This is a genomic window from Blautia intestinalis (assembly GCF_014297355.1).
Taxonomy (GTDB): Bacteria; Bacillota; Clostridia; order Lachnospirales; family Lachnospiraceae; genus Blautia_A; species Blautia_A intestinalis.
In genome coordinates, this window is record NZ_JACOQE010000013.1 from 1 (window position 1) to 20244 (window position 20244).

Consider the following 20244-nt stretch of genomic DNA (forward strand, 5'->3'; position numbering starts at 1 on the left):
TTTTGAAGAAGTTAACCGCGAGCCAGTAGTTTACCATTGGAAATATAAAATGGATGAAATCAGCGAAGCTGAAGCATCTTCAATTTAATATAGCAGTTATTTATTATCCAATATACTAGGTCTTAATGAAGAGGAGAAATAGATAACTTCCATTTTGTATGTATGATAAATCTAAACAGTATTTTAGAAAGTCCGGTTTATATAAGCATAGGAAGTTCAGAGATATTGATGAAGCTATATTAGATGGTGTAAAAGAAAAACTTCTTGAAGAATTCAGAAATGAGGAAGAATTCGGCTACATGGCAGGATATGAACCGTGGGAGAAATTAATTTTTGACAGATAAGTTTTTTGAAAACTGTCGTTTGGTAAAATCTATTCCACTTTTAAAAGCCTTGCGATAAAATATGTTCTGTGAGACGGTTGCCTTACTTTCCAAGGGCGCTAAAGGTCCGGTGGACCTTTGTTCAGCGCGGACCGAAGTGGAACGGAGAATGGTCGACAGCAGAAAAGTGAAGGTGGACTTCTCTCTGGAGGATATGGATTTATCTGAATTTAAAGGAAAAGCGACATATGAGCAGATAAAGGCATATGTGCTGGAGCAGACGGGACTTAAGGTTTCATCACTGTATATCGCACAGATTAAGAAGAAGTGTGGATTGGATGTCGGTGAGAACTTTAATCTAGCTAAATCAGAGAATGCAAGGTAGCCTAAGTGTACACCAGAAAAGGAAGATGCAATTATGCAGGCGTTTAGGCATTTTGGAATCATATAGGTTGTGGATAAACAGCATCATGTGTTAAAAATATAGTGAAGTATGGGTAAAAAGGACATTCCAGAACTGTAGATTTTACAGGTCAGGGGATGTCCTTTTTGCTGATATGGAAGTGTTCAATGGACAAGGTAATGATACTGAGAGATATTAAGACTGATAGGAATGATATCTATCTTATCTATTGTTACTTGTTCTGATTTCTCCATTCCCGTGGGGAGACACCATAAATATTTTTAAATGCACGGGAAAAATGAAGCTGATTTTCGTATCCGACAGCGGAACCGATGTCCGCAATAGATAAGGATGTCAGCTTTAACAATTCGGTAGCCTTTACCATGCGGTAGTTCATAAGAAATTCCTGCGGAGAGCGGCCAATAGAGTTGCGGAAGATTTTTCCGAAATAACTCCGGTTGATGCCACATACCGCAGCGATATCTTCGATCGAGATATTATTCTGAAAATTCTGTTCCATATAATTGATCGCTTCTTTTATATAATAATCACTCATGCGCCCACTGGAGATCAGCGTTGCTGACTTTGCCGACTGTAGCAGATAATCCAAAAACAGATACAGATGCCCGATCAGATGGAAGGAGGATTCCTGCGGATGATTGACGATATAAAGCATTTCATCGGCAAGTTTTTCCCGTAATTCTTTGGAATGGGAATGATAAACGGGCGCGTCTTTGCACAAATCTGTGACACTTAAAGCCTCTTTTACACGTAAGCCGTCAAATTCGATCCACATATATTCCCATGGAAGCTGTTCATCGGCAATGTAAGTATTGATCTGCCCCGGGAAAATCATAAACCCCTGTCCGCTTTTTACAGAATAGGTCCGTGTTTCTCCTTTGGAATTGTCTGCCATGAGTGTTCCGGTTCCGGAAAGAATGTAGTGAAACAGGTAGTGGTTGCGTGTTGCAGGTCCGAAAGAATGACCGGGATCACACTGTTCGTATCCAAACTGATACATGCACAGATCAATAAAATTTTCATTTGGAAAAATATTAAAAAATGTATTACTCATAAAACACTCCTTATATACCAAAATGCGATATTAGTATCTATTATAGCACAAAATATTGCATTTAGGTATAAAATTAAAAAAATATGGGTATTTAAGGACGCATAAAGGTATGTTATAATTAGATTATCAAAAAGGCAAGCGGATATATTTAAGAAAAGGAGAGAGGAATATGGCAAAAAGGAATATTTTCCGTGGTCTTGCGGCTGTGCTTGCACTTGGTATGTGTATGACAGGACTTGCTGGATGCGGAAGCGAAAAAAGGGCGGATGGAAAAACGGAGATTGAAGTGGTTTCCTACAAACCAGAAGCAGTTAAGGCATTTGAAAAAATTGAAAAGCGGTTCAATGAAACACATGATGACATTCATTTGACGATTTCATCTCCAAATGAAGCAATGACCATTTTAAAAACACGTTTTATCCGGGAGGATTATCCGGATATCATCGCAATCGGAGGAGACATCAACTATTCCAACTTTTTAGATGCAGATCTGTTTGATGATATTTCCGATCTGGATGAAGTCCAGACCGTAAAACAGGCATATCTGGATATGGATAAGGAACTGGAGTTTATTCCAAAGGATGGCACGTATGCACTTCCATATGTGGCAAACGCGGCAGGAATTTTATATAACAAAGATCTGTTTGAGGAAAATGGCTGGAAAGTTCCGACCACCTGGCAGGAATTTACCACACTGTGTGATGAAATAAAACAGAGCGGAACACTTCCGCTGTATCTGGGATTTAAAGATACCTGGACCTGTCTGGCTCCGTGGAATGCGCTGGCGGTCGGACTTACCGATTCGGACACCTGCAATCAGGTAAATATGGGAAATACCACATTTTCCGATACGTATGGACCGGTAGCAGAAAAGATGCGTGCGCTTTTGGATTACGCCGAAAAAAATCCGTATGCATACGGTTATAACGATGCCTGTACAGCATTTGCCCGTGGGGAAGCTGCCATGTATCCGATCGGAAGCTATGCAATTCCGCAGATTAAATCGGTCAACCCGGACATGAATATCGGCTCTTTTACATTTCCTGCAAATGATAACGAATCAGACAATGTATTAAATTCAGGAATTGATCTGCAGTTTTCCGTAATGAAAGCATGCAAAAATAAAGAGGCTGCATATGAAGTTTTAAAATATCTGTATGACGATGAGACCATTCAGATTTATCTGGATGATCAGGGCGGAATTGCCTGCAAAGACGGGGATTTTGCAATTCCGGAAACACTCAAGGATATGCGTCCTTACATTGAAAACAACCGCATGGCAGATTATCAGGATCACCATTATCCGAGTGAGATGAGTGTGGATGCCATGATCCAGACGTTCCTGCTGGATACAAGCGATAATGCACAGGAAAAGTTTTTGAAAAAATTTGATTCCGACTGGAAGCGCTATAACCGGGATCTGATTCGGAAAGTACAGGATTATCAGAAAGAACAGGAGGATGCACAATGAAAAAGAAAATGTCAAACAGGGACAAAACATTCTGGGCGGTTATCATACCGGTTGTAATCTTATTTTTTGCATTCAATACACTTCCAATGATCAAAGGTGTGATTTATAGTTTTACCAATTATAAAGGATACGGAACTTACGATTATGTCGGGTTCCGGAACTATGCAGATCTGTTTACGGATTCCCGCGTGGGAAAAAGCTATTTGTTTACGTTTAAATATGCACTGGCAGGAACGATACTGGTAAATGTGCTAAGTCTGATCATGGCCGTTGGATTAAACAGTGCAATCCGTTTTAAAAGTGCACTGCGCGGTATTTATTTTGTGCCGAATATTTTAGGAGGACTTGTCATCGGTTATATTTTTAGTTTTATTTTTACTTACATTCTTCCAACTGTGGGAAATGTGTTCCATATTGGATTTTTACAGAACAGTATTCTTGCAAGTGAAAAATACGCATGGATTGGTGTGCTGATTGTTGGTGTATGGCAGGCAGTTGCCATGAATACCATTATTTATATTTCCGGTCTGCAGACCGTCCCGGAGGAAGTTTACGAGGCGAGTATGCTTGATGGAGCAAGTAAATGGAAACAGTTCTGGAAAGTAACATTTCCACTGGTTATGCCGTTTGTAACGATCAATCTGGTGCTGAGCACAAAGAATTTCCTCATGGTATTCGATCAGATTATGTCATTGACCAAGGGAGGTCCGGCACAGAGCACGGAATCCATTTCTTATCTGATATATAAAAACGGTATGGATGGCGGACAGTTTGGATTCCAGAGTGCAAATGCAGTTATATTCTTTATTGTGATCGTGGCGATTTCACTTTTCCAGATGACAGTTATGAATAAGAAGGAGGAGCAGTTATGATGAAAAAAAAGCAGAAAACAAACTTAGTACTTACAATTGTTCTGATTCTGGGGACATTAACTGTATTTTTCCCACTGTATATGGCAGTGATTATTGCATTTAAGAAACCGAGTGAGATGACAAACGATGTGGCGGGTGCACTTTCTTTCCCGAAACAATGGAGTTTTGAAAACTTCCGTCAGGCAATGGAAGTGACCGATTTCTGGCGTTCTCTTGGAAACAGTTTACTGATCACTCTGGTAACGATCGTACTGGCAATTCTGATCCACTCGATTGCAGGCTATGTGATCGGGCGGGGCATGGCAAGAAGAAAAAGTTTCCGTTTTATCTATCTGTATATTGTCAGTGGTATGTTTGTTCCATTTTCCATCTTAATGATGCCTCTGGTAAAACAGACGGCACACATGGGACTTGGAAACCGTGCCGGTGTCATCGTGTTGTATCTGGTATTTTACATGCCAATGAATGTCCTGCTTTACAGTGGATATTTAAAAAATATTCCGGAAGCACTCGAAGAAGCAGCAGATATTGATGGGGCAAGTACCTGGACGACTTACTGGAGAGTGGTATTCCCGATGATGAAACCGATGCATGCGACGGTTGCGATTCTGACAGCCCTTGGAACATGGAACGATGTTATGACACCGCTTGTGATCATGTCCGGAACCGGACAGAATACGCTGCCGCTTGCACAGCTTAACTTCCAGACACAGTTTGGAACCAATTACAATCTGGCGTTTGCCTCCTATATTCTGGCACTGATCCCGATCATGATCTTTTATATGATCTGTCAGAAACAGATTTTGAATGGTGTGGCAAACGGCGCAGTTAAAGGATAAAAAATAAAACGAGGTGGCTTCTATGGCAATTATATATCATCCAAATAAAAAAATCTTTACCCTGCATACAGCGCATACAACTTATCAGATGCAGGTCGATCCACTGGGATATCTGCTGCATCTGTACTATGGAGATAAAACAAACAGCCCCATGGATTATGTTTTAACCTATGCAGACCGTGGATTTTCCGGAAATCCTTATGCAGCGGGCATGGACCGCACCTATTCGCTGGATGCGCTGCCACAGGAGTATCCTTCCATTGGAACTGGGGATTACCGCAATATTGCGCTGAATATCAAAAATGAAAAAGGGGTGGAAAGCGCAGATCTGCTTTTTAAAAGTTATGAGATCCGAAGCGGCAAGTACCAGTTACAGGGACTTCCAGCTGTCTGGGCAGACAAAGAGGAAGCACAGACACTGGAAATTGTCCTTGCAGACGAAAACGCACAGGTTGAAGTTCATCTGCTGTATGGTGTTTTGGAAGAAAACGATGTCATTACAAGGAGCGTCCAGATTAAAAATACGGGAACTGGGCAGATTACGATCGAAAAGGCAGCGGCAGCCTGTCTGGATTTTGTACAGGGAGATTTTGATGTCCTGCGGTTTTATGGAAAGCATGCCATGGAGCGCAATCTGGAGCGTACGTCGCTGGGGCATGGAACCATTGCGTTTGGCAGCCGCAGGGGAACGTCCAGCCATCAGTATAATCCGGCAGTGATTTTGGCAGAAAAAGGAACAACAGAGACCGCAGGCATCTGCTATGGAATGCTGTTTGTATACAGCGGAAATTTCTCCTGTGAGGCAGAAAAAGATCAGTTCAACCAGACGCGCCTGCTTCTCGGTTTAAATGAAGAACTGTTTTCCTATCCGCTTGCGAAAGGAGAAACCTTTACGGTACCGGAAGTCATTTTGTCTTATTCGGCAGACGGATTGTCTGCACTGTCGCAGCAATATCATAACTGCATCCGCAACCATGTGTGCCGCAGCAAATATGTCCATATGCAGCGCCCGGTGCTGATCAACAGCTGGGAGGCAGCATATTTCGATTTTACGGGAGATACGATCGTGGATCTGGCAAAAGAAGCTGCTTCCCTTGGAATTGATATGGTAGTGATGGATGACGGCTGGTTTGGGAAAAGAAACGATGATAATTCTTCCCTAGGGGATTGGCAGGTCAATGAAAAGAAACTGGGGGGAAGCCTGGCAGAGCTTATTACCCGTGTGCATAATCAGGGGGTGAAATTTGGCATTTGGATTGAGCCGGAGATGGTCAATGAAGACAGCGACCTTTACCGGGCACATCCGGACTGGGCAATTCAGATTCCGGGGAAAAAGCCGGTGCGCTCGAGAAACCAGTTACTGCTTGATTTTTCCAGAAAAGAAGTGCGCGACTGTGTATTTGATCAGATTTGTGCCGTGCTGGATCAGGGAAAAATTGATTATGTCAAGTGGGATATGAACCGCAGTATGGCAGATGTCTATGCCGGAAATCTTTCCTATGATTACGTGCTTGGTGTTTATAATTTTATGGAGCGCCTGTGCAGCCGGTATCCGGATCTTCTGCTTGAGGGATGCAGCGGTGGCGGCGGCAGATTTGACGCAGGAATGCTTTATTATTCCCCACAGATCTGGTGTAGTGATAATACCGATGCAATCAACCGCACAAGGATCCAGTACGGAACGTCGTTTTTCTATCCGGTTTCCGTAATGGGGGCGCACGTTTCAGCGGTGCCGAACCACCAGACCGGACGGGTGACAAGTTTCCACACCCGAGGGGTGACGGCGATGGCTGGAACCTTCGGTTACGAATTAAACCCGGCGCTTTTATCCGATGAGGAAAAACAGCAGATCCGGGAACAGATTAAAACATACAAGAAGTATGAAACGCTCATTAACGAGGGAACCTACTGGCGGCTGTCCGATCCGTTTATGGATGAAATTGCGGCATGGATGACGGTGTCAGAGGAACAGAATCATGCATTAGTCAGCGCAGTGCGTCTTAGGGTAGAGGCAAATCAGGCAGCCGTTTATGTCCGCCTGCGTGGGTTAAAACCGGATGCCGTGTATCTGGAAGAACAGAGCGGTAGACAGTATTCCGGTGCAGCACTGATGCATGCGGGAATTCCGCTTCCGCCGTTTACCAGAGAATATGAGGCGTATCAGTTTGTTTTTACAGAGCTGAAAGAGGCTGGAGCATTATACGAAAAAGTATAGAAATGGTGTGAGAGGAATACCAAAAATCGCATGGTCATCAGCATTTACGGTGGCTCCGGTTCCGGAAAAACAACACTTGCCACGGCATTGCAGCAGTATTTTTTAAATGACGGCAGGGGCTGTTACCTGCTCTCGGACGATGATTATCCACACCGGATCCCAAAACGCAACGATGAAGAACAGCTGCGTGTGTATAAAGAAGCCGGGGAAGACGGATTGCGAGGATATCTCGGAACAAAGAAAGAGATTGATTTCGCCCGGATCAATGAAGTGCTTGCGGCATTTCATGAGGGAAAAGATACGATCACGTTGCGGCATTTGGAACGGAAAGATGGCGAGATTTCATCGGAAGAAACCGATTTTTCCGGAATATCTGTATTGCTTCTGGAGTGGACGCACGGAGGCAGTGACGATTTACATGGTGTGGATCTATCCGTCTTTCTGGAAAGTTCCCCGGAGGAGACAAAGGAGCGGCGCATCCGCAGAAACCGCGACGAGAATGCCGCAAGTCCGTTTATCTGCCGTGTGGTGGAACTGGAACAGGAAAAACTCGAAGTGCAGCGCAAAAATGCAGGATGTATTTTCTTCTTTTTACATTCTGCCGAGCCTGTACCATTCCGATCTCGACCGGGGATTTTCCGTGATCGACTATGACCTGAATGAGCAGCTTGCCGACCGGGAAGACCTTGACCAGTTAAAGAATATGGGAATCAATCTGAAACTCGATTTTATTTTAAACCATGCTTCCGCACAGTCCCCACAGTTTCGGGATCTTGTGGAAAAAGGGGAGGCTTCTGCATACCGCGATTGTTTCATCGATTGGAACCATTTCTGGGAAGGGCATGGCAGACAGTATCTCAGACAGATGGATGTAAACATCCAGTCACCAAAAGTGTGGGAGTTTTATCGTGAAACACTGGAAAAAATAGCCTCTTACGGCGCGGCGATTGTGCGGCTGGATGCTTTTGCCTATGCGCCGAAGACACCGGGGAAAAAACTTTCTCAATGATCCGGAAACGTGGGAACTTTTACAGAAGATCCATGCGCTGGCAGAACCTTTGGGACTTACGCTTTTGCCGGAGATCCACGCAGCGTATGATGAAAAAATATATGAGACACTTGCAGAAAAAGGCTATGCAACCTATGACTTTTTCCTGCCGGGACTGGTCATTGATGCGATTGAGAACCGGCGGGGAACGCACCTTGCGGCATGGGCGAAGGAGATTGTGGAAAAGAAGATCTCCACGGTCAACATGCTCGGCTGTCACGACGGCATCCCGCTTCTGGATTTAAAGGGACTGCTTCCCAAAGAGGAGATCCAGTCGTTAATTGACCGGATTGTATCCCGCGGAGGCATGGTCAAAAATTTACATGGACAAAAGAATCTGTATTATCAGGTAAATGCCATGTACTATAGTGCATTTGCAACATTACATATATATGAGAGTATCTACTGCCATGCATGTGGACGCGAACATGAAGCAATCCTTAGTGTAGAAGACTGGAAAACTGCATAGAAAATAAGAAAAAGAACTGGTGTTAAAAGAATAAAGACAATCAATTAACACAAGAGGAGTTTGGTAAATTATTTCATGTTACCAGGCAAACTGTTTCAAATTGGGAAAACGGAAAAAGTTATCCTGATTTGCAAATCCTTGTAAGCATGAGTAATCAATTGTTATGACGCCGACTAAATGGATTGAACAGAATATAAAATGTAGTCTTTTTCTTTTATTCCATATAGCTCGCACCCAGTGCTCTTTAAGATAAAGTAGAAATAGTGCAATTTTCACATGATATTATACAAGAATTACATAGAAATATATCGTATTATTGATATGGTATTCTTGAATTGTATGTGAGGAGAAAAACTATGGCAGCGGAAAGAAAAACATTAACACAGCTATCTGTGCCAATATGCTTAGAAACTTTATTTTATATGCTTTCAGGTATGGTTGATACGCTTATGCTATCATCTGTAAGTGATCAGGCTGTAGGAGCAGTGGGAACAGCAAATACATATATAGGTGTTTTTATTATTATGTTTGGAGTAATATCATCGGGTATGATAGCCGTTATGTCACAAAATATCGGAGCTGGAAGACCGGGGATAGCATATCAGGCAAGGCAACTTGGACTTATATTCAACGCATTGATAGGTATCGTAATGTCTGTCGTTCTTGCTACTTTTTCTGGTGGGATACTTAGAATCGTAAGTATTGCTCCGGCTTTGCTTGAGCCGGCTGAAATATATCTTAGAATTGTTGGCGGCACATGTTTTTTAAATGCACTGATTCCTATTTTCTCCAGTTATTTGAGAGTGTTTGGATATACAAAACATTCTTTGATAGGAACTGTTGTTGGAAATGTTCTCAATATAATACTTAATTCAGTATTTTTATTTGCATTCAACTGGGGTGTGATGGGAGTTGCTGTTGCCACGGTTATTTCGAGAGTTGTAAATCTTATTATTGTAGCTGGCATGGGGGCTGTACTTATAAAAGCAAAGCAGAGTCCTGAGCGAATTACATCAAGAAAGATATTTGCACAGATTGTTAAGATTGGTTTTCCTTCTGCGCTTGAAACAGCACTTTACAACATCGCAATGACATTTATAGTGCGTTTTATGAATCAGATGGATGTGGATGGAATGAATGTTACAGCGCGTTCATATGCGATACAGATTGCAAATTTCTCGTATTGCGTGGGAGCTGCCCTTGCTCAGGCAAATGCAATTATGACCGGCTGGAGAATTGGAGCAAAAGAGTTTGAGGAATGTAACAGGGGGACGAGAAAAGCTGCGATATATGGTATCATCACAGCGACATGCTTTTCCGTGACCTTTGCATTTGCCGGACATTTTATCGTGCATATATTTACGGATGATACACAGATGATAAATCTTGTGGTAAAGTTGTTAATAGTAGATATATTTCTTGAACTTGGAAGGGTAACAAACCTTGTATATGGTCAGGCATTAAAAACGAGTGGAGACGCACTTTTCCCGGTTATATTAGGTGCAATATTTATGTATTTGTTTGCAGTTGGCGGAACTTATTTTCTCGGAATACACATGGGACTTCTGGCTGTAGGATCATATATTGCTATGGCAGGTGACGAATGTGCGAGAGCTGTGGGAATGGTACTTAGATGGAAGAGTGGAAAATGGAAAAGTAAAGGTCTTATAGAAGTATAGGAGAGATTATGTACTTTGAATTAAAGGAAAATAAACCACATGGTACAAAGGATGATCCGTTTAGTACATATCATATAAAAAATGAAGGACGATCATTTCAGATACCGGTCCATTGGCATGATGAACTGGAAATTATATATGTAAAAAGTGGTTTTTGACTGTAAGTATATCAGGAGAAAATTATGTTGGAACCCCCGGGGATGCTTTTGTAGTGTCGCCGGGTAATCTGCATTTCATGGGTTCACAGACTGGTACAGTGGATTACTGAGCCCCAAATAACTGCTCAGATAAAGACAAAAATAATTCTTTTACAGTTTATTCTTGAAATGTGGGAGAAGGGCTTTGTAATCGAAAATGATAAAAGCGGGAGAAATACGATAGAAAAAGAAATGATTTCATATATACAGCAGAATTTTATGGAAAAGATATCATTAAAAGAATTTAGTGAGCAGTTTCATCTTTCGGAAAAATATATATCGCGATATTTTAAGGAACATTTTCATATTACCCTTTCGCAATATATAACACATTTAAGGTTAGAGCATGCAAAACAGCTGTTACAAGATACGGATATTCCTGTTACAGAGATTGCAATGCAGAGTGGATATCAGAATGTAAGCTATTTTATCAGAAGCTTCAGAAAAACATATGGAGTTTCTCCGTTAAAATATAGAAAAAAATAAGCCAGGTATATGATTAGAAAGGAGAGGATATCCCGGTAGAATCAGAAAATCTGCCGGAGAGATATCGAGAATGAGTATGGGAAATAAGAATAAATGGTGGAAAAATGCAGTTGTATATCAGATTTATCCGAAAAGCTTTCAAGATTCGGATGGAGATGGAATTGGTGATATTCCAGGAATTATCAACAGATTGGATTATTTGAAAAAACTTGGAATAGATGCAATCTGGCTCTCACCGGTGTATCGTTCGCCACAGGATGACAATGGATACGATATTTCAGATTATCAGGATATTGAGCCGATGTTCGGAACAATGGAAGATATGGAACAGTTATTTGCGGAGGCAAAGAAACGCGGAATCCGAATTATGATGGATCTTGTGCTGAATCATACTTCAGATGAACACAGATGGTTTTTGGAGGCAAAGAAAAGCAAAGACAATCCGTATCATGATTATTATGTGTGGCGTGACGGAGAAGAAGGTATTTACCCAAATGATATGAATTCTGTGTTCGGAGGACCGGCATGGGAGTGGGTTCCAGAACTGGGACAGTATTATTTTCATCAGTTTTCAGTGAAACAGCCAGATCTGAACTGGGAGAATCCGAAAGTGAGAAGAGAGCTCTATGATATGATTCTCTGGTGGATGGAAAAAGGAGCAGGTGGATTTCGTCTGGATGTAATCGATCAGATTGCAAAAGAGCCAGATCTTAAGATCACAAATAATGGACCAAAGCTGCATGAATTTCTGCGTGAACTAAGCAGAGAAACATTTCAGAAAGGGGATATGATCACTGTTGGAGAAGCCTGGGGAGCAACACCGGAAATTGCAAAGAAATATAGTAATCCAGATGGCAGTGAATTTTCTATGGTTTTTCAGTTTGAGCACATTATGCTTGATCAGGAAGAAGGAAAAGAAAAATGGGATACGATTCCATTGAATCTGGTTAAGCTGAAAAAATGCCTTGCAAAGTGGCAGAATACTTTATATCAGACAGGATGGAACAGTCTGTTCATGAATAACCATGATCTTCCTAGAATCGTGTCGCGTTGGGGAAATGACGGAAAATACAGAAAAGAGTCGGCAACAATGCTGGCGACAATGCTTCATGGAATGCAGGGAACTCCTTACATTTACCAGGGAGAAGAGCTGGGAATGACGAATGTGCAGTTTGACAGCATTGAGGAATATGAAGATATTGAGACATTGAATATGTACAAAGAGCGTCTGGAAAAAGGATATCAGCCAGAAGAAATCATGCAGTCTATCTACGCAAGAAGCCGTGATAATGCCCGTACTCCGATGCAGTGGAGCGGGGATGAGAACGGAGGATTCACAACAGGAGAACCATGGTTTGCCGTGAATCCAAATTATACCAGAATCAATGCCAAAGAGGCACTGGAAGATGAAAATTCGGTATTTTACTATTATCAGAAGCTGATTCGTTTAAGAAAAGAAAATCCAGTATTCGTGAATGGAAAATTTGAACTTCTTCTGCCGGAAGATGAGAGAATTTTCGCCTATACGAGAACAGATGAGCATACAAAGATGCTGGTATGTACAAACTTTACGGATGAGGAAGTTAGCTGCCCATTGCTTGATGAGTGGAAAGCCGGGGAAGTCTGGATCCGGAATTATGAGGACGACAGAGAAGGAAATATATTGCGTCCTTATGAGGCGGTGATAATTGCATTTACTGGCAAATAGTTTGAGTTTCTTTTTTGGCATCAAAATTCATTTACTAGCATAAGTGATAGTGAAATTATGTGGATTTCAACTTATTATAAGTGTAAGATAATAACTATTGAAACCGCCGTGTACCGAACGGTACGCACGGTGGTGTGAGAGGACGGGAGCTAATCACTCCCTCCTACTCGATTACTTAATCGAGGATGGCATGGTAGAAACTATCACCAAGATAATGGGCAGTTTCCATCAATCGTTTTGCTGTTCCGTGATAGGTTGGTATCCCAGCTTCCGTAGCAGCCTTTGATAATGACATGCCACTCAGATTAACCAACAGCATTTCTTTTGCACCTTCATAAGGTAATTCATAATTTGCGTCTGGCATAAGTGAAATGGCAGATTTAACAGGCTTTACAAGCAGTCTGTCATCATATATATCACCAACAATTTTTCCACGATAATAGATGATGTACTCCCTCATCATTGCTCTATATGTTATTTCTTCCAGTTCGGATATCTGTTCTAATATAAAATTCAAATACTCTTTATGTGAAGCCATATTCTACCTCATCATATTACATTTTTCTTTATTGCTTCTTTCCTGTTTTTGGTACTGAAAGCACATTGACGGCAGGTGCGCATATTTATCCGTTAAAAACAGTAGGAAATTTAATGGGGTTTGTAGGATTTTTCATGTTCCTTGCCTGCATGGCACTCCTACTTGTGCAGTACGAGCCGTTTTCGGGTGCCAGTGCAGGTGAAAACGCAGTCATGCGTCAGGCGGGCGACCAGAAAGAGGGAAAGCTGTGGCTTGGAGGCTGTCTGCTGGCAAATACTGTATTTCCCTTACTCAGCGCTCTTATATTGTTCCACTTTAAAGTAGACAAAGTGGTGAATGGTTTCTTTATGCAGGGCATGCCGTTGTTTTATGGAGTTTGGGGTACCGTGAATGCCCTGTTTGTAATTTTAACGACAGTAGTCTGGTATCAATGTTATGCCAAAAAGAATGGAATCAGTCTGGATTCAATTGATTTAAAGATTTCTGCGGCTCATCTGGGAAAAACAGTGGCGACAGCCCTGACAGTGACGGGCCTTGCTTTAACATTATTGTTTGTTGTAAAGTTTTTCTTTAATACGGATTTTCGCATCCTGTACTGGGCAGTACGTCCGTTTAATGCCAGACGTCTGCTGGAATCATTGAAGCTTCTGCCGTTGTTCATGGTGGCATATGTAACGGCTTCTGTATTTATTAATTGTCTGAATTTTAATACATCATTTGGCAAGACTGAGAAGAAAAATATTGTGGTTTTATCATTGCTGAATATTTTGTCTCCATTCATCTTAGCAGCGTTGGGGTATGGATATTTTCTTGCTACAGGAGTAAATAGCTTTTATGGAACAAATAACCAGATTTCAGACTGGATGGTGCCGCCATTACTATTGTTGTTTATCACGCCGTTTATTACAAGGGCAATCTACAGGAAAACAAAAAATCCGTACCTTGGAGGAATCATTAATGCAGTAATTGTTACGATTATGACATGTGTAAATGCACAGATTGTATTTCCGACATAGAAATCTGGTTTTGCACCGGAGCCATTCCTGTATGACAGACAGGGATGGATGTCAGAATTTCCTACAGCATATCTAAAAACAGAAAAGGAAATCAATACATATATTTTGGCGGGCGTGCTGCGTTTCACGATGAATGTGGAGTGCAGTGCACCCGCTTTTTCTGGTTATGGATGATAAAATACAGCCTTTTTTTCAGGAAATATGGTAAACAGGTTTACAGAAAGTGCTTCTGTTTCCGGTACTCCGTTGGGGTTAATTTGTAGCGTTTTTTGAATAATCTGCAAAAATAGTCGACGTTATGAAATCCTGTCTCAGAAGAAATGAGACTGACTTTTTTCTCAGTTTTTGAAAGCAACTGACCGGCCTGTTTTAAACGGTAGTTAATGAGATAGTTAACCGGCGTTATATGTAAATATTTCCGAAACAGATTCAAAGCGGTACTCTTACTGACCATTGCCTGTTCTGCAATGTCATCCAATGAGATACTCCGTGAGTAATTTAGATGGATAAATTGCATCATGAGCTGTAACCGGGCTTGAGAAGCGGTTGAATGCTCCTTGTGCTCTTCCTGGTATGAAATGTCTGTGTTTTCAAATATTTCCAGCCAGAGATTCTGAAGGAGAGAACTGGTAAGGAGTTCTTTGGACGAAACGGAATCCTGTGCAGAAATAATTTGCCGCATGATAGATAAAACCTTTGCTTGCCAGCATACTTCTTTATGAAATATGAGAAATGGCAATGGGTAAGAAATGATCGGCAGAATATATTTCTGATAAATCAGGCTGTCGCAAGGGGCAATAAAAGAAGGCATAAATACAAAATTGGGAATGAGGGCTTTTGAGGAAGAATAAAGGCGATGGATTACCTTTGTATTAATGAATATACCATTTCCTTCGGTTAAATTAAATTGGTCTTCTCCAATCCACAAAGTAACGGTTCCGGATTCAATATAAATAAACTCCAATTCTGTATGCCAGTGCCATTCGACACAGTTGAAATCAAAAACTGACAGATCTTCATAATAAAACTGAAAAGGATAGAGATTGCTTCCGTGCTGAATTGTTTCCATCAAATCTTCATCTGTAATGATTTTAGTATAGGTTGTATTTATATTCATAGAAACTTCCTTCTTTGAAACATGCTTTACGATATTATACAATAAATTTCGGAAATAAATCAATGAAAACAAAGATATTATGTTATATAATTCAATAAAAAATGAGGTGAAAGAACATGATATTTAAATGGTTAAATGAAAGTGAAATAATGATGGAGGGGGATAATATTGAAATATTCGCTCCTACAGGGATGGGGAAAACGTGTATATGAAAATTTGTCTATTAAGAGAAGAACAGTAAAAAATATCAGAGCTGGAAAAAAGGATTGGTGATTCCTAATATCTTATGAAAATAATGGTGAAAATAGAAAATTCCATATCAGGAAAGAGTCTTTCTCTGTATGTTGGCAATAAGAGGAAGGTAAATAAATTAATGATCAATCTGATAGAAGCGGGATTTACCGTTAATTATGAGCCTCGTTATATATCGGGAAATTATGAAGGATGCTTTCTGTGTGAGGATGGAAATGTGATTAAAATATGTTGTAGAAAACAAAAGGAGTGATGATCATGTCAAATTATCAGAAAACAAAAAGAGCCTGTTATATGGGATTTATTACACAGGCAATTGCAGCTAATTTTGCCCCATTGTTATTTTTAAAATTTCATAATGATTATCAGATTGCACTTGGAAAAATCGCATTGATTTCTACCTGCTTTTTCTTTACACAGTTGTTGGTAGACCTGTTTTGTGCTAAGTTTGTGGACAAAATAGGGTATCGTATCTGTATTGTTATTTCTGAGGTGTGTTCCGCAGCAGGGTTGGTTGGTCTGGCTTTTTTGCCGGATTTTTTGCCGGAACCGCTTGTTGGAATTATCCTGAGTGTGATAGTATATGCAGTTGGAAGTGGTCTGATTGAAGTACTTTGCAGCCCGATAGTGGAGGCGTGTCCATTTGATAACAAAGAGGCAACGATGAGTCTGCTTCACTCTTTTTATTGTTGGGGAGCAGTGGGAACGATTGTGATTTCCACACTGTTTTTTGCGGTGTTTGGCATGGACAGCTGGAAATGGCTGGTTGTCTTATGGGCACTTGTTCCGGCCATAAATATCTATAATTTTGCAACCTGTCCGATCGAGCATTTGGTAGATGAGGGGGAAGGAATGGGAATAAAAGAACTGTTTCGAAAACCTCTTTTCTGGATTTCCATATGTTTAATGATTTGCTCCGGTGCATCAGAACTGGCTATGGCACAATGGGCATCTGCTTATGCGGAGGCTGCTCTGGGGCTGTCAAAGACAGTTGGTGACCTGGCCGGTCCCTGCATGTTTGCTGTTACAATGGGAATCAGTCGTATAATTTTCGGAAAATATGGTGATAAAATAGATCTGATGAAATTTATGATCGGATCTGGAATTTTATGCGTGATATGCTACCTGCTTGCTTCTGTATCGTCGAATCCGATATCAGGTTTGATTGGATGTATTATCTGTGGCTTTTCTGTTGGGATTATGTGGCCCGGCACAATCAGTATTTCATCAGAAAGATTTCCGGCAGGTGGAACGGCTATGTTTGCTTTGCTTGCTATGGCGGGGGATCTGGGTGGAAGCATAGGTCCGGGGATTGTTGGACGTGTTACACAAAGTGCAGGAGACAATATTCGTGCAGGTATGGGAGTTGGACTTTTGTTCCCGGTTATTTTATTAATCATGCTTTTTATTTTTGCAAGGCAAAAATTTCTTTCAATAAAGTTTATGGGGGATATGATGGATGAAAATTGATATTAAGAATTTCAAATGGATTCGTGAACCAAAAGAATATAAAATTACGGAAAATGAGATTGAGATTGTCACAGAACCTCATACAGATTTATGGCAGAGAACATATTATCATTTTAGGAATGATAATGCGCCTGTTCTGCAGATGGAAACGAATGAAAAATATTTCAGTTTTGTAGTTGAGACCGATTTTATGGATAGTCATACGAGATTTGATCAGTGTGGGATTGTACTTTATCTGGATAGTGAGAATTGGTTAAAAGGTTCTATCGAATATGAAAATAAAAAATTTCAACATCTTGGAAGTGTGGTAACCAATCATGGTTATTCAGATTGGGCAACTACAGAAATTCGTGCAGATGTAAAGAAAATGTGGTATCGTTTAAGCAGAAGGGAAGATGATTATTGTATAGAGTGTTCAGCAGATGGGATTAAGTTTTCCCAGATGCGTGTCTGTCATCTTCATGAAGGTGGAAATCAAATTCGGTTTGGAGTTTATGCCTGCTCACCGGAAGAGTCATCCTTTAAAGCAATATTTAAGAATATGCAGCTGACGAAATGTCAGTGGCTGGCACACGATGGGCAGCAACCAGATTAAGAAATATATGGAATTCATCCAGGGATAAAGGCAGTACTGATAATTGGTTCTGCAAGTGAGCATATTTTATAACTGTAACAAACCGTTTTGGTACAGGACAGAACATCTTGATTGATGGACTTGAGGCTGGAAATGCGCATTTTGTATGGCCGGAGGAATAGCAATATAGACTACATAGGGAGATGACAGAATGAACAGATTCGAATTGATAAGTCAGATAAAAAAGTATAAAGCTTTTAATGAACAGGAAGAAAAAGATAAATATCTTCTTTTAGAGTGGATCATGGACAATGAGGATGCATTTTCAAGAGAAAATAAAATTGCTCATATTACAGCAACTGGTTGGGTGGTAAACAAAGACAGAAGCAAAGTCCTTATGGTATATCATAATATTTATGATTCATGGTCATGGGTTGGCGGACATGCAGATGGAGAAACAGATCTTCTGGCAGTTGCCATGCGCGAAGTCAAAGAAGAGACAGGAATTAAAAAAGTCTGTCCTGTAACAGAGGATATTTTTTCTCTAGAATCACTTACAGTAGATGGTCATATTAAAAATGGCAGCTATATTTCCAGTCATTTGCATCTTAATATAACCTATCTTCTTGAAGCGGATTCTGAAGAAACTGTTTCAATAAAAGAAGACGAGAACAGTGGAGTAGCTTGGTTCGCTCCGGAAGAAGCATTAAAAAAATCTTCGGAACCTTGGTTTGTAGCACATATTTATAAAAAACTGTTGGATAAGATGGACGAGACAGGAAGGAATGTAAGATGAAATCAACGCATGTGGAGACGGTATGTTGTCTACATCAGGTGAAATCGTAGAAGTCCTTAATTTTAGGCACTTTGCGAGGTATATGAGTTTCACACTAACAGGCAAACAAGGCAAGAAAAAGCAGACTATGAACGGCATCGAAGTGTCAGTAGTATTGCATCTGATATGAGGAAACACATTCGGATGGAATTAACATTTTTTATTCAATAGCATAGAAAAGAACCGAAAGGGCGCTTGTTTTCAGAGTTTCTGAAAGATGAGTGTCCTTTTCTTTTACTCAAAATCAAAGAAGCAGATAAAAAATGGAAAGAAGAAAAGAAATGTGTTCATTAAAGAGCAACGAGCCGGGTGCAGGCATTGTACTGATGAAATTGGACGAGATTCATAGATTTGAAGGACATCCATTCAAGGTGGAAAGAAATCAGGAATTAATTAGATCAGATGCTGAAGAATTACTTGCGTCAGCAAGGGAAGATATGTCGGGATATCCATGGAGTGATTCACCGGAAGGAAATAATTGCCAACTGAAGTTTGTGGGAAATGGGCAGCATTGGCTTCATACAGACGCAATTTACATAGTGGGCAATTTGCATAGATGATGATATTGACACCGCATTTAATATTATGTAAAATAGTATTGATTAAGTGGTATGTTTTTTTACAGTAATATACTTAAATGGAAAAATTAGTATTTAGTTAAACCTGTCGAACGGCAGCAACACAAAATCAAATGAGCCATCTGTGTAAGTTTGTCTTCGCAGATGGCTTTTTTGAGCTTTAACAAAAAGTATGAAAAAGGAAAATATATATGAAGACAATTATAAAGTATGAATTGGTTATAAATGAAGCACTTCGATCAGCACTTAATTATGATACACCTGATGAACAGATAAATGAATTTATTCGCTTTTTTGGTAAACATATCGGTTCTGACAGGATATATATTTTCGAGGATTGCGATAAAAGACATGCTACCGATAATACTTATGAATGGTGTGCTGATGGGATAATTACTGAGATTGATGAATTGCAGAATGTCAATATGGATATCATTAAAATGGAGTACAGTTTATAGTAGTGTATAGCGTGTACCAAGTTATAATTATGGGGTTGAAAATAACAGTATACACAGATAATGTGGAAAAATGTGTATGACGTTTATATAGAAAATAACATTGAAAAAGAAATTCAAGAATGGGTAAATTCATTAAATTTAAAATAGAATAATAATTACATGAGTGACAGAAGATAAGAATCTGAATTCCCTGTCACTTTTATATTATTTGATAAGAAAAAAGAACTGGTTTATATCCGATAAGAATATAGACTGGTTCTTATTTTTAATATGCTATTATATACACAGGGAGTCGGGGAATGTCGAACTATAGCAAGCCGGAAAAGAAAGCATTGATATCGGTATGAAAGAGTTTTGCAAGTGCAACTAATTCAGATGCCTTAATGTTCATGCGATTTGTTTCCAGTTTGGCATAGGTACTTTTGGTGATGGAGATACCCATAAGATTTAATTTTGCAACTACTTGGTCTTGAGTCATATTGTTTTTATATCGAATTGCTTGGATATTTTTACCAATATCCATATCTGGTCTAATCTTTTGCATAATGATGAACTCCCCTTATAAAATAAAAAGTTTCGTAATACAGAAACATATATATTGATTCTAAAGAATTTAAATTT

General features: G+C 40.1%; 18 protein-coding genes and 4 pseudogenes. 18 read left to right on the forward strand and 4 right to left on the reverse strand.

What is annotated here, in order from left to right:
- Nucleotides 1-158 precede the first annotated feature (158 nt).
- Both H8Z79_RS14445 and H8Z79_RS14450 read left to right on the forward strand, forming a co-directional pair.
- Complete coding sequence (locus H8Z79_RS14445; RefSeq protein WP_225877013.1) at nucleotides 159-344, forward strand: hypothetical protein; 186 nt, start codon at nucleotides 159-161, stop codon at nucleotides 342-344.
- Between the two features lie 148 nt (nucleotides 345-492).
- On the forward strand, nucleotides 493-708 hold the full coding sequence (locus H8Z79_RS14450) for a hypothetical protein (protein ID WP_330607605.1): 216 nt from the start codon (nucleotides 493-495) through the stop codon (nucleotides 706-708).
- Between the two features lie 250 nt (nucleotides 709-958).
- Here the strand turns inward: H8Z79_RS14450 and H8Z79_RS14455 are convergent, their stop codons facing one another.
- A complete protein-coding gene (locus tag H8Z79_RS14455; RefSeq protein ID WP_117943635.1) occupies nucleotides 959-1801 on the reverse strand; it encodes an AraC family transcriptional regulator in 843 nt (280 codons plus the stop codon).
- A gap of 169 nt (nucleotides 1802-1970) precedes the next feature.
- Here H8Z79_RS14455 and H8Z79_RS14460 point away from each other — a divergent pair, with 169 nt between their 5' ends.
- The 10 genes and pseudogenes from H8Z79_RS14460 (at nucleotide 1971) to H8Z79_RS14505 (ending at nucleotide 12785) form a co-directional block, all read left to right on the forward strand.
- Nucleotides 1971-3272 carry an ABC transporter substrate-binding protein gene (locus H8Z79_RS14460; protein WP_118040942.1) on the forward strand — a complete coding sequence of 434 codons (1302 nt, stop codon included), beginning with the start codon at nucleotides 1971-1973 and terminating at the stop codon, nucleotides 3270-3272.
- Complete coding sequence (locus tag H8Z79_RS14465; RefSeq protein ID WP_072521426.1) at nucleotides 3269-4144, forward strand: carbohydrate ABC transporter permease; 876 nt, start codon at nucleotides 3269-3271, stop codon at nucleotides 4142-4144. The genes H8Z79_RS14460 and H8Z79_RS14465 overlap by 4 nt, the downstream gene beginning before the upstream one ends.
- Nucleotides 4141-4983, forward strand: coding sequence for a carbohydrate ABC transporter permease (locus tag H8Z79_RS14470; protein WP_072521425.1), 843 nt, complete (start codon nucleotides 4141-4143; stop codon nucleotides 4981-4983). The genes H8Z79_RS14465 and H8Z79_RS14470 overlap by 4 nt, the downstream gene beginning before the upstream one ends.
- A gap of 22 nt (nucleotides 4984-5005) precedes the next feature.
- Nucleotides 5006-7198, forward strand: coding sequence for an alpha-galactosidase (locus tag H8Z79_RS14475; protein ID WP_118040940.1), 2193 nt, complete (start codon nucleotides 5006-5008; stop codon nucleotides 7196-7198).
- Nucleotides 7199-7228: 30 nt separating this feature from the next.
- The gene (locus H8Z79_RS14480; protein ID WP_118040938.1) at nucleotides 7229-7852 is read left to right on the forward strand and encodes a uridine kinase family protein; all 624 of its coding nucleotides are present in this window, start codon (nucleotides 7229-7231) and stop codon (nucleotides 7850-7852) included.
- Nucleotides 7764-8619, forward strand: a pseudogene (locus H8Z79_RS17490) (alpha-amylase family glycosyl hydrolase); the annotation flags it as partial. The gene H8Z79_RS14480 and the pseudogene H8Z79_RS17490, both read left to right, overlap by 89 nt.
- A gap of 149 nt (nucleotides 8620-8768) precedes the next feature.
- A pseudogene (locus H8Z79_RS17495) lies at nucleotides 8769-8882 on the forward strand (helix-turn-helix transcriptional regulator); the annotation flags it as partial.
- 189 nt (nucleotides 8883-9071) lie between these two features.
- A complete protein-coding gene (locus tag H8Z79_RS14495; RefSeq protein ID WP_118040936.1) occupies nucleotides 9072-10394 on the forward strand; it encodes an MATE family efflux transporter in 1323 nt (440 codons plus the stop codon).
- Nucleotides 10395-10402: 8 nt separating this feature from the next.
- Nucleotides 10403-11077 (forward strand): annotated as a pseudogene (locus tag H8Z79_RS17500) (AraC family transcriptional regulator).
- A gap of 76 nt (nucleotides 11078-11153) precedes the next feature.
- Nucleotides 11154-12785, forward strand: a complete 1632-nt coding sequence (locus H8Z79_RS14505) for a glycoside hydrolase family 13 protein (protein ID WP_117943681.1) — start codon at nucleotides 11154-11156, stop codon at nucleotides 12783-12785.
- Nucleotides 12786-13089: 304 nt separating this feature from the next.
- Here H8Z79_RS14505 and H8Z79_RS17505 read toward each other — a convergent pair.
- Nucleotides 13090-13323: pseudogene (locus H8Z79_RS17505) on the reverse strand (TfoX/Sxy family protein); the annotation flags it as partial.
- Nucleotides 13324-13436: 113 nt separating this feature from the next.
- On the opposite strand from H8Z79_RS17505, the gene H8Z79_RS14515 reads away from it, so the two are divergent.
- Nucleotides 13437-14339, forward strand: a complete 903-nt coding sequence (locus H8Z79_RS14515; protein ID WP_117943625.1) for a hypothetical protein — start codon at nucleotides 13437-13439, stop codon at nucleotides 14337-14339.
- 214 nt (nucleotides 14340-14553) lie between these two features.
- Here the strand turns inward: H8Z79_RS14515 and H8Z79_RS14520 are convergent, their stop codons facing one another.
- Complete coding sequence (locus tag H8Z79_RS14520) at nucleotides 14554-15456, reverse strand: AraC family transcriptional regulator (RefSeq protein ID WP_117943623.1); 903 nt, start codon at nucleotides 15454-15456, stop codon at nucleotides 14554-14556.
- 510 nt (nucleotides 15457-15966) lie between these two features.
- Between H8Z79_RS14520 and H8Z79_RS14525 the strand changes: the two genes are divergently transcribed.
- From H8Z79_RS14525 to H8Z79_RS14545, 5 genes are all read left to right on the forward strand, one after another.
- Complete coding sequence (locus tag H8Z79_RS14525) at nucleotides 15967-17178, forward strand: MFS transporter (RefSeq protein WP_118040932.1); 1212 nt, start codon at nucleotides 15967-15969, stop codon at nucleotides 17176-17178.
- Complete coding sequence (locus H8Z79_RS14530) at nucleotides 17168-17773, forward strand: DUF1349 domain-containing protein (RefSeq protein ID WP_207726386.1); 606 nt, start codon at nucleotides 17168-17170, stop codon at nucleotides 17771-17773. The genes H8Z79_RS14525 and H8Z79_RS14530 overlap by 11 nt, the downstream gene beginning before the upstream one ends.
- Nucleotides 17774-17963: 190 nt before the next feature.
- Entirely contained in the window at nucleotides 17964-18548 is a 585-nt protein-coding gene (locus H8Z79_RS14535; protein WP_118040930.1) for an NUDIX hydrolase, read from the forward strand.
- Between the two features lie 302 nt (nucleotides 18549-18850).
- Entirely contained in the window at nucleotides 18851-19147 is a 297-nt protein-coding gene (locus H8Z79_RS14540) for a ParB N-terminal domain-containing protein (RefSeq protein WP_182279258.1), read from the forward strand.
- Nucleotides 19148-19356: 209 nt separating this feature from the next.
- Nucleotides 19357-19623, forward strand: coding sequence for a hypothetical protein (locus H8Z79_RS14545; RefSeq protein ID WP_225877014.1), 267 nt, complete (start codon nucleotides 19357-19359; stop codon nucleotides 19621-19623).
- A gap of 307 nt (nucleotides 19624-19930) precedes the next feature.
- On the opposite strand, the gene H8Z79_RS14550 is transcribed toward H8Z79_RS14545, so the two are convergent.
- On the reverse strand, nucleotides 19931-20167 hold the full coding sequence (locus H8Z79_RS14550; RefSeq protein ID WP_005341369.1) for a helix-turn-helix domain-containing protein: 237 nt from the start codon (nucleotides 20165-20167) through the stop codon (nucleotides 19931-19933).
- Nucleotides 20168-20244 lie beyond the last annotated feature (77 nt).

Coding starts and splice junctions, on each gene's coding strand:
- H8Z79_RS14515 (WP_117943625.1), top strand. CDS start 13,437: ATGGGGTTTGTAGGATTTTTCATGTTCCTTGCCTGCATGGCACTCCTA.
- H8Z79_RS14505 (WP_117943681.1), top strand. CDS start 11,154: ATGGGAAATAAGAATAAATGGTGGAAAAATGCAGTTGTATATCAGATT.
- H8Z79_RS14540 (WP_182279258.1), top strand. CDS start 18,851: ATGGAAAGAAGAAAAGAAATGTGTTCATTAAAGAGCAACGAGCCGGGT.
- H8Z79_RS14455 (WP_117943635.1), bottom strand. CDS start 1,801: ATGAGTAATACATTTTTTAATATTTTTCCAAATGAAAATTTTATTGAT.
- H8Z79_RS14475 (WP_118040940.1), top strand. CDS start 5,006: ATGGCAATTATATATCATCCAAATAAAAAAATCTTTACCCTGCATACA.
- H8Z79_RS14495 (WP_118040936.1), top strand. CDS start 9,072: ATGGCAGCGGAAAGAAAAACATTAACACAGCTATCTGTGCCAATATGC.
- H8Z79_RS14465 (WP_072521426.1), top strand. CDS start 3,269: ATGAAAAAGAAAATGTCAAACAGGGACAAAACATTCTGGGCGGTTATC.
- H8Z79_RS14550 (WP_005341369.1), bottom strand. CDS start 20,167: ATGCAAAAGATTAGACCAGATATGGATATTGGTAAAAATATCCAAGCA.
- H8Z79_RS14525 (WP_118040932.1), top strand. CDS start 15,967: ATGTCAAATTATCAGAAAACAAAAAGAGCCTGTTATATGGGATTTATT.
- H8Z79_RS14530 (WP_207726386.1), top strand. CDS start 17,168: ATGAAAATTGATATTAAGAATTTCAAATGGATTCGTGAACCAAAAGAA.
- H8Z79_RS14450 (WP_330607605.1), top strand. CDS start 493: ATGGTCGACAGCAGAAAAGTGAAGGTGGACTTCTCTCTGGAGGATATG.
- H8Z79_RS14460 (WP_118040942.1), top strand. CDS start 1,971: ATGGCAAAAAGGAATATTTTCCGTGGTCTTGCGGCTGTGCTTGCACTT.
- H8Z79_RS14545 (WP_225877014.1), top strand. CDS start 19,357: ATGAAGACAATTATAAAGTATGAATTGGTTATAAATGAAGCACTTCGA.
- H8Z79_RS14445 (WP_225877013.1), top strand. CDS start 159: ATGTATGATAAATCTAAACAGTATTTTAGAAAGTCCGGTTTATATAAG.
- H8Z79_RS14520 (WP_117943623.1), bottom strand. CDS start 15,456: ATGAATATAAATACAACCTATACTAAAATCATTACAGATGAAGATTTG.
- H8Z79_RS14470 (WP_072521425.1), top strand. CDS start 4,141: ATGATGAAAAAAAAGCAGAAAACAAACTTAGTACTTACAATTGTTCTG.
- H8Z79_RS14535 (WP_118040930.1), top strand. CDS start 17,964: ATGAACAGATTCGAATTGATAAGTCAGATAAAAAAGTATAAAGCTTTT.
- H8Z79_RS14480 (WP_118040938.1), top strand. CDS start 7,229: ATGGTCATCAGCATTTACGGTGGCTCCGGTTCCGGAAAAACAACACTT.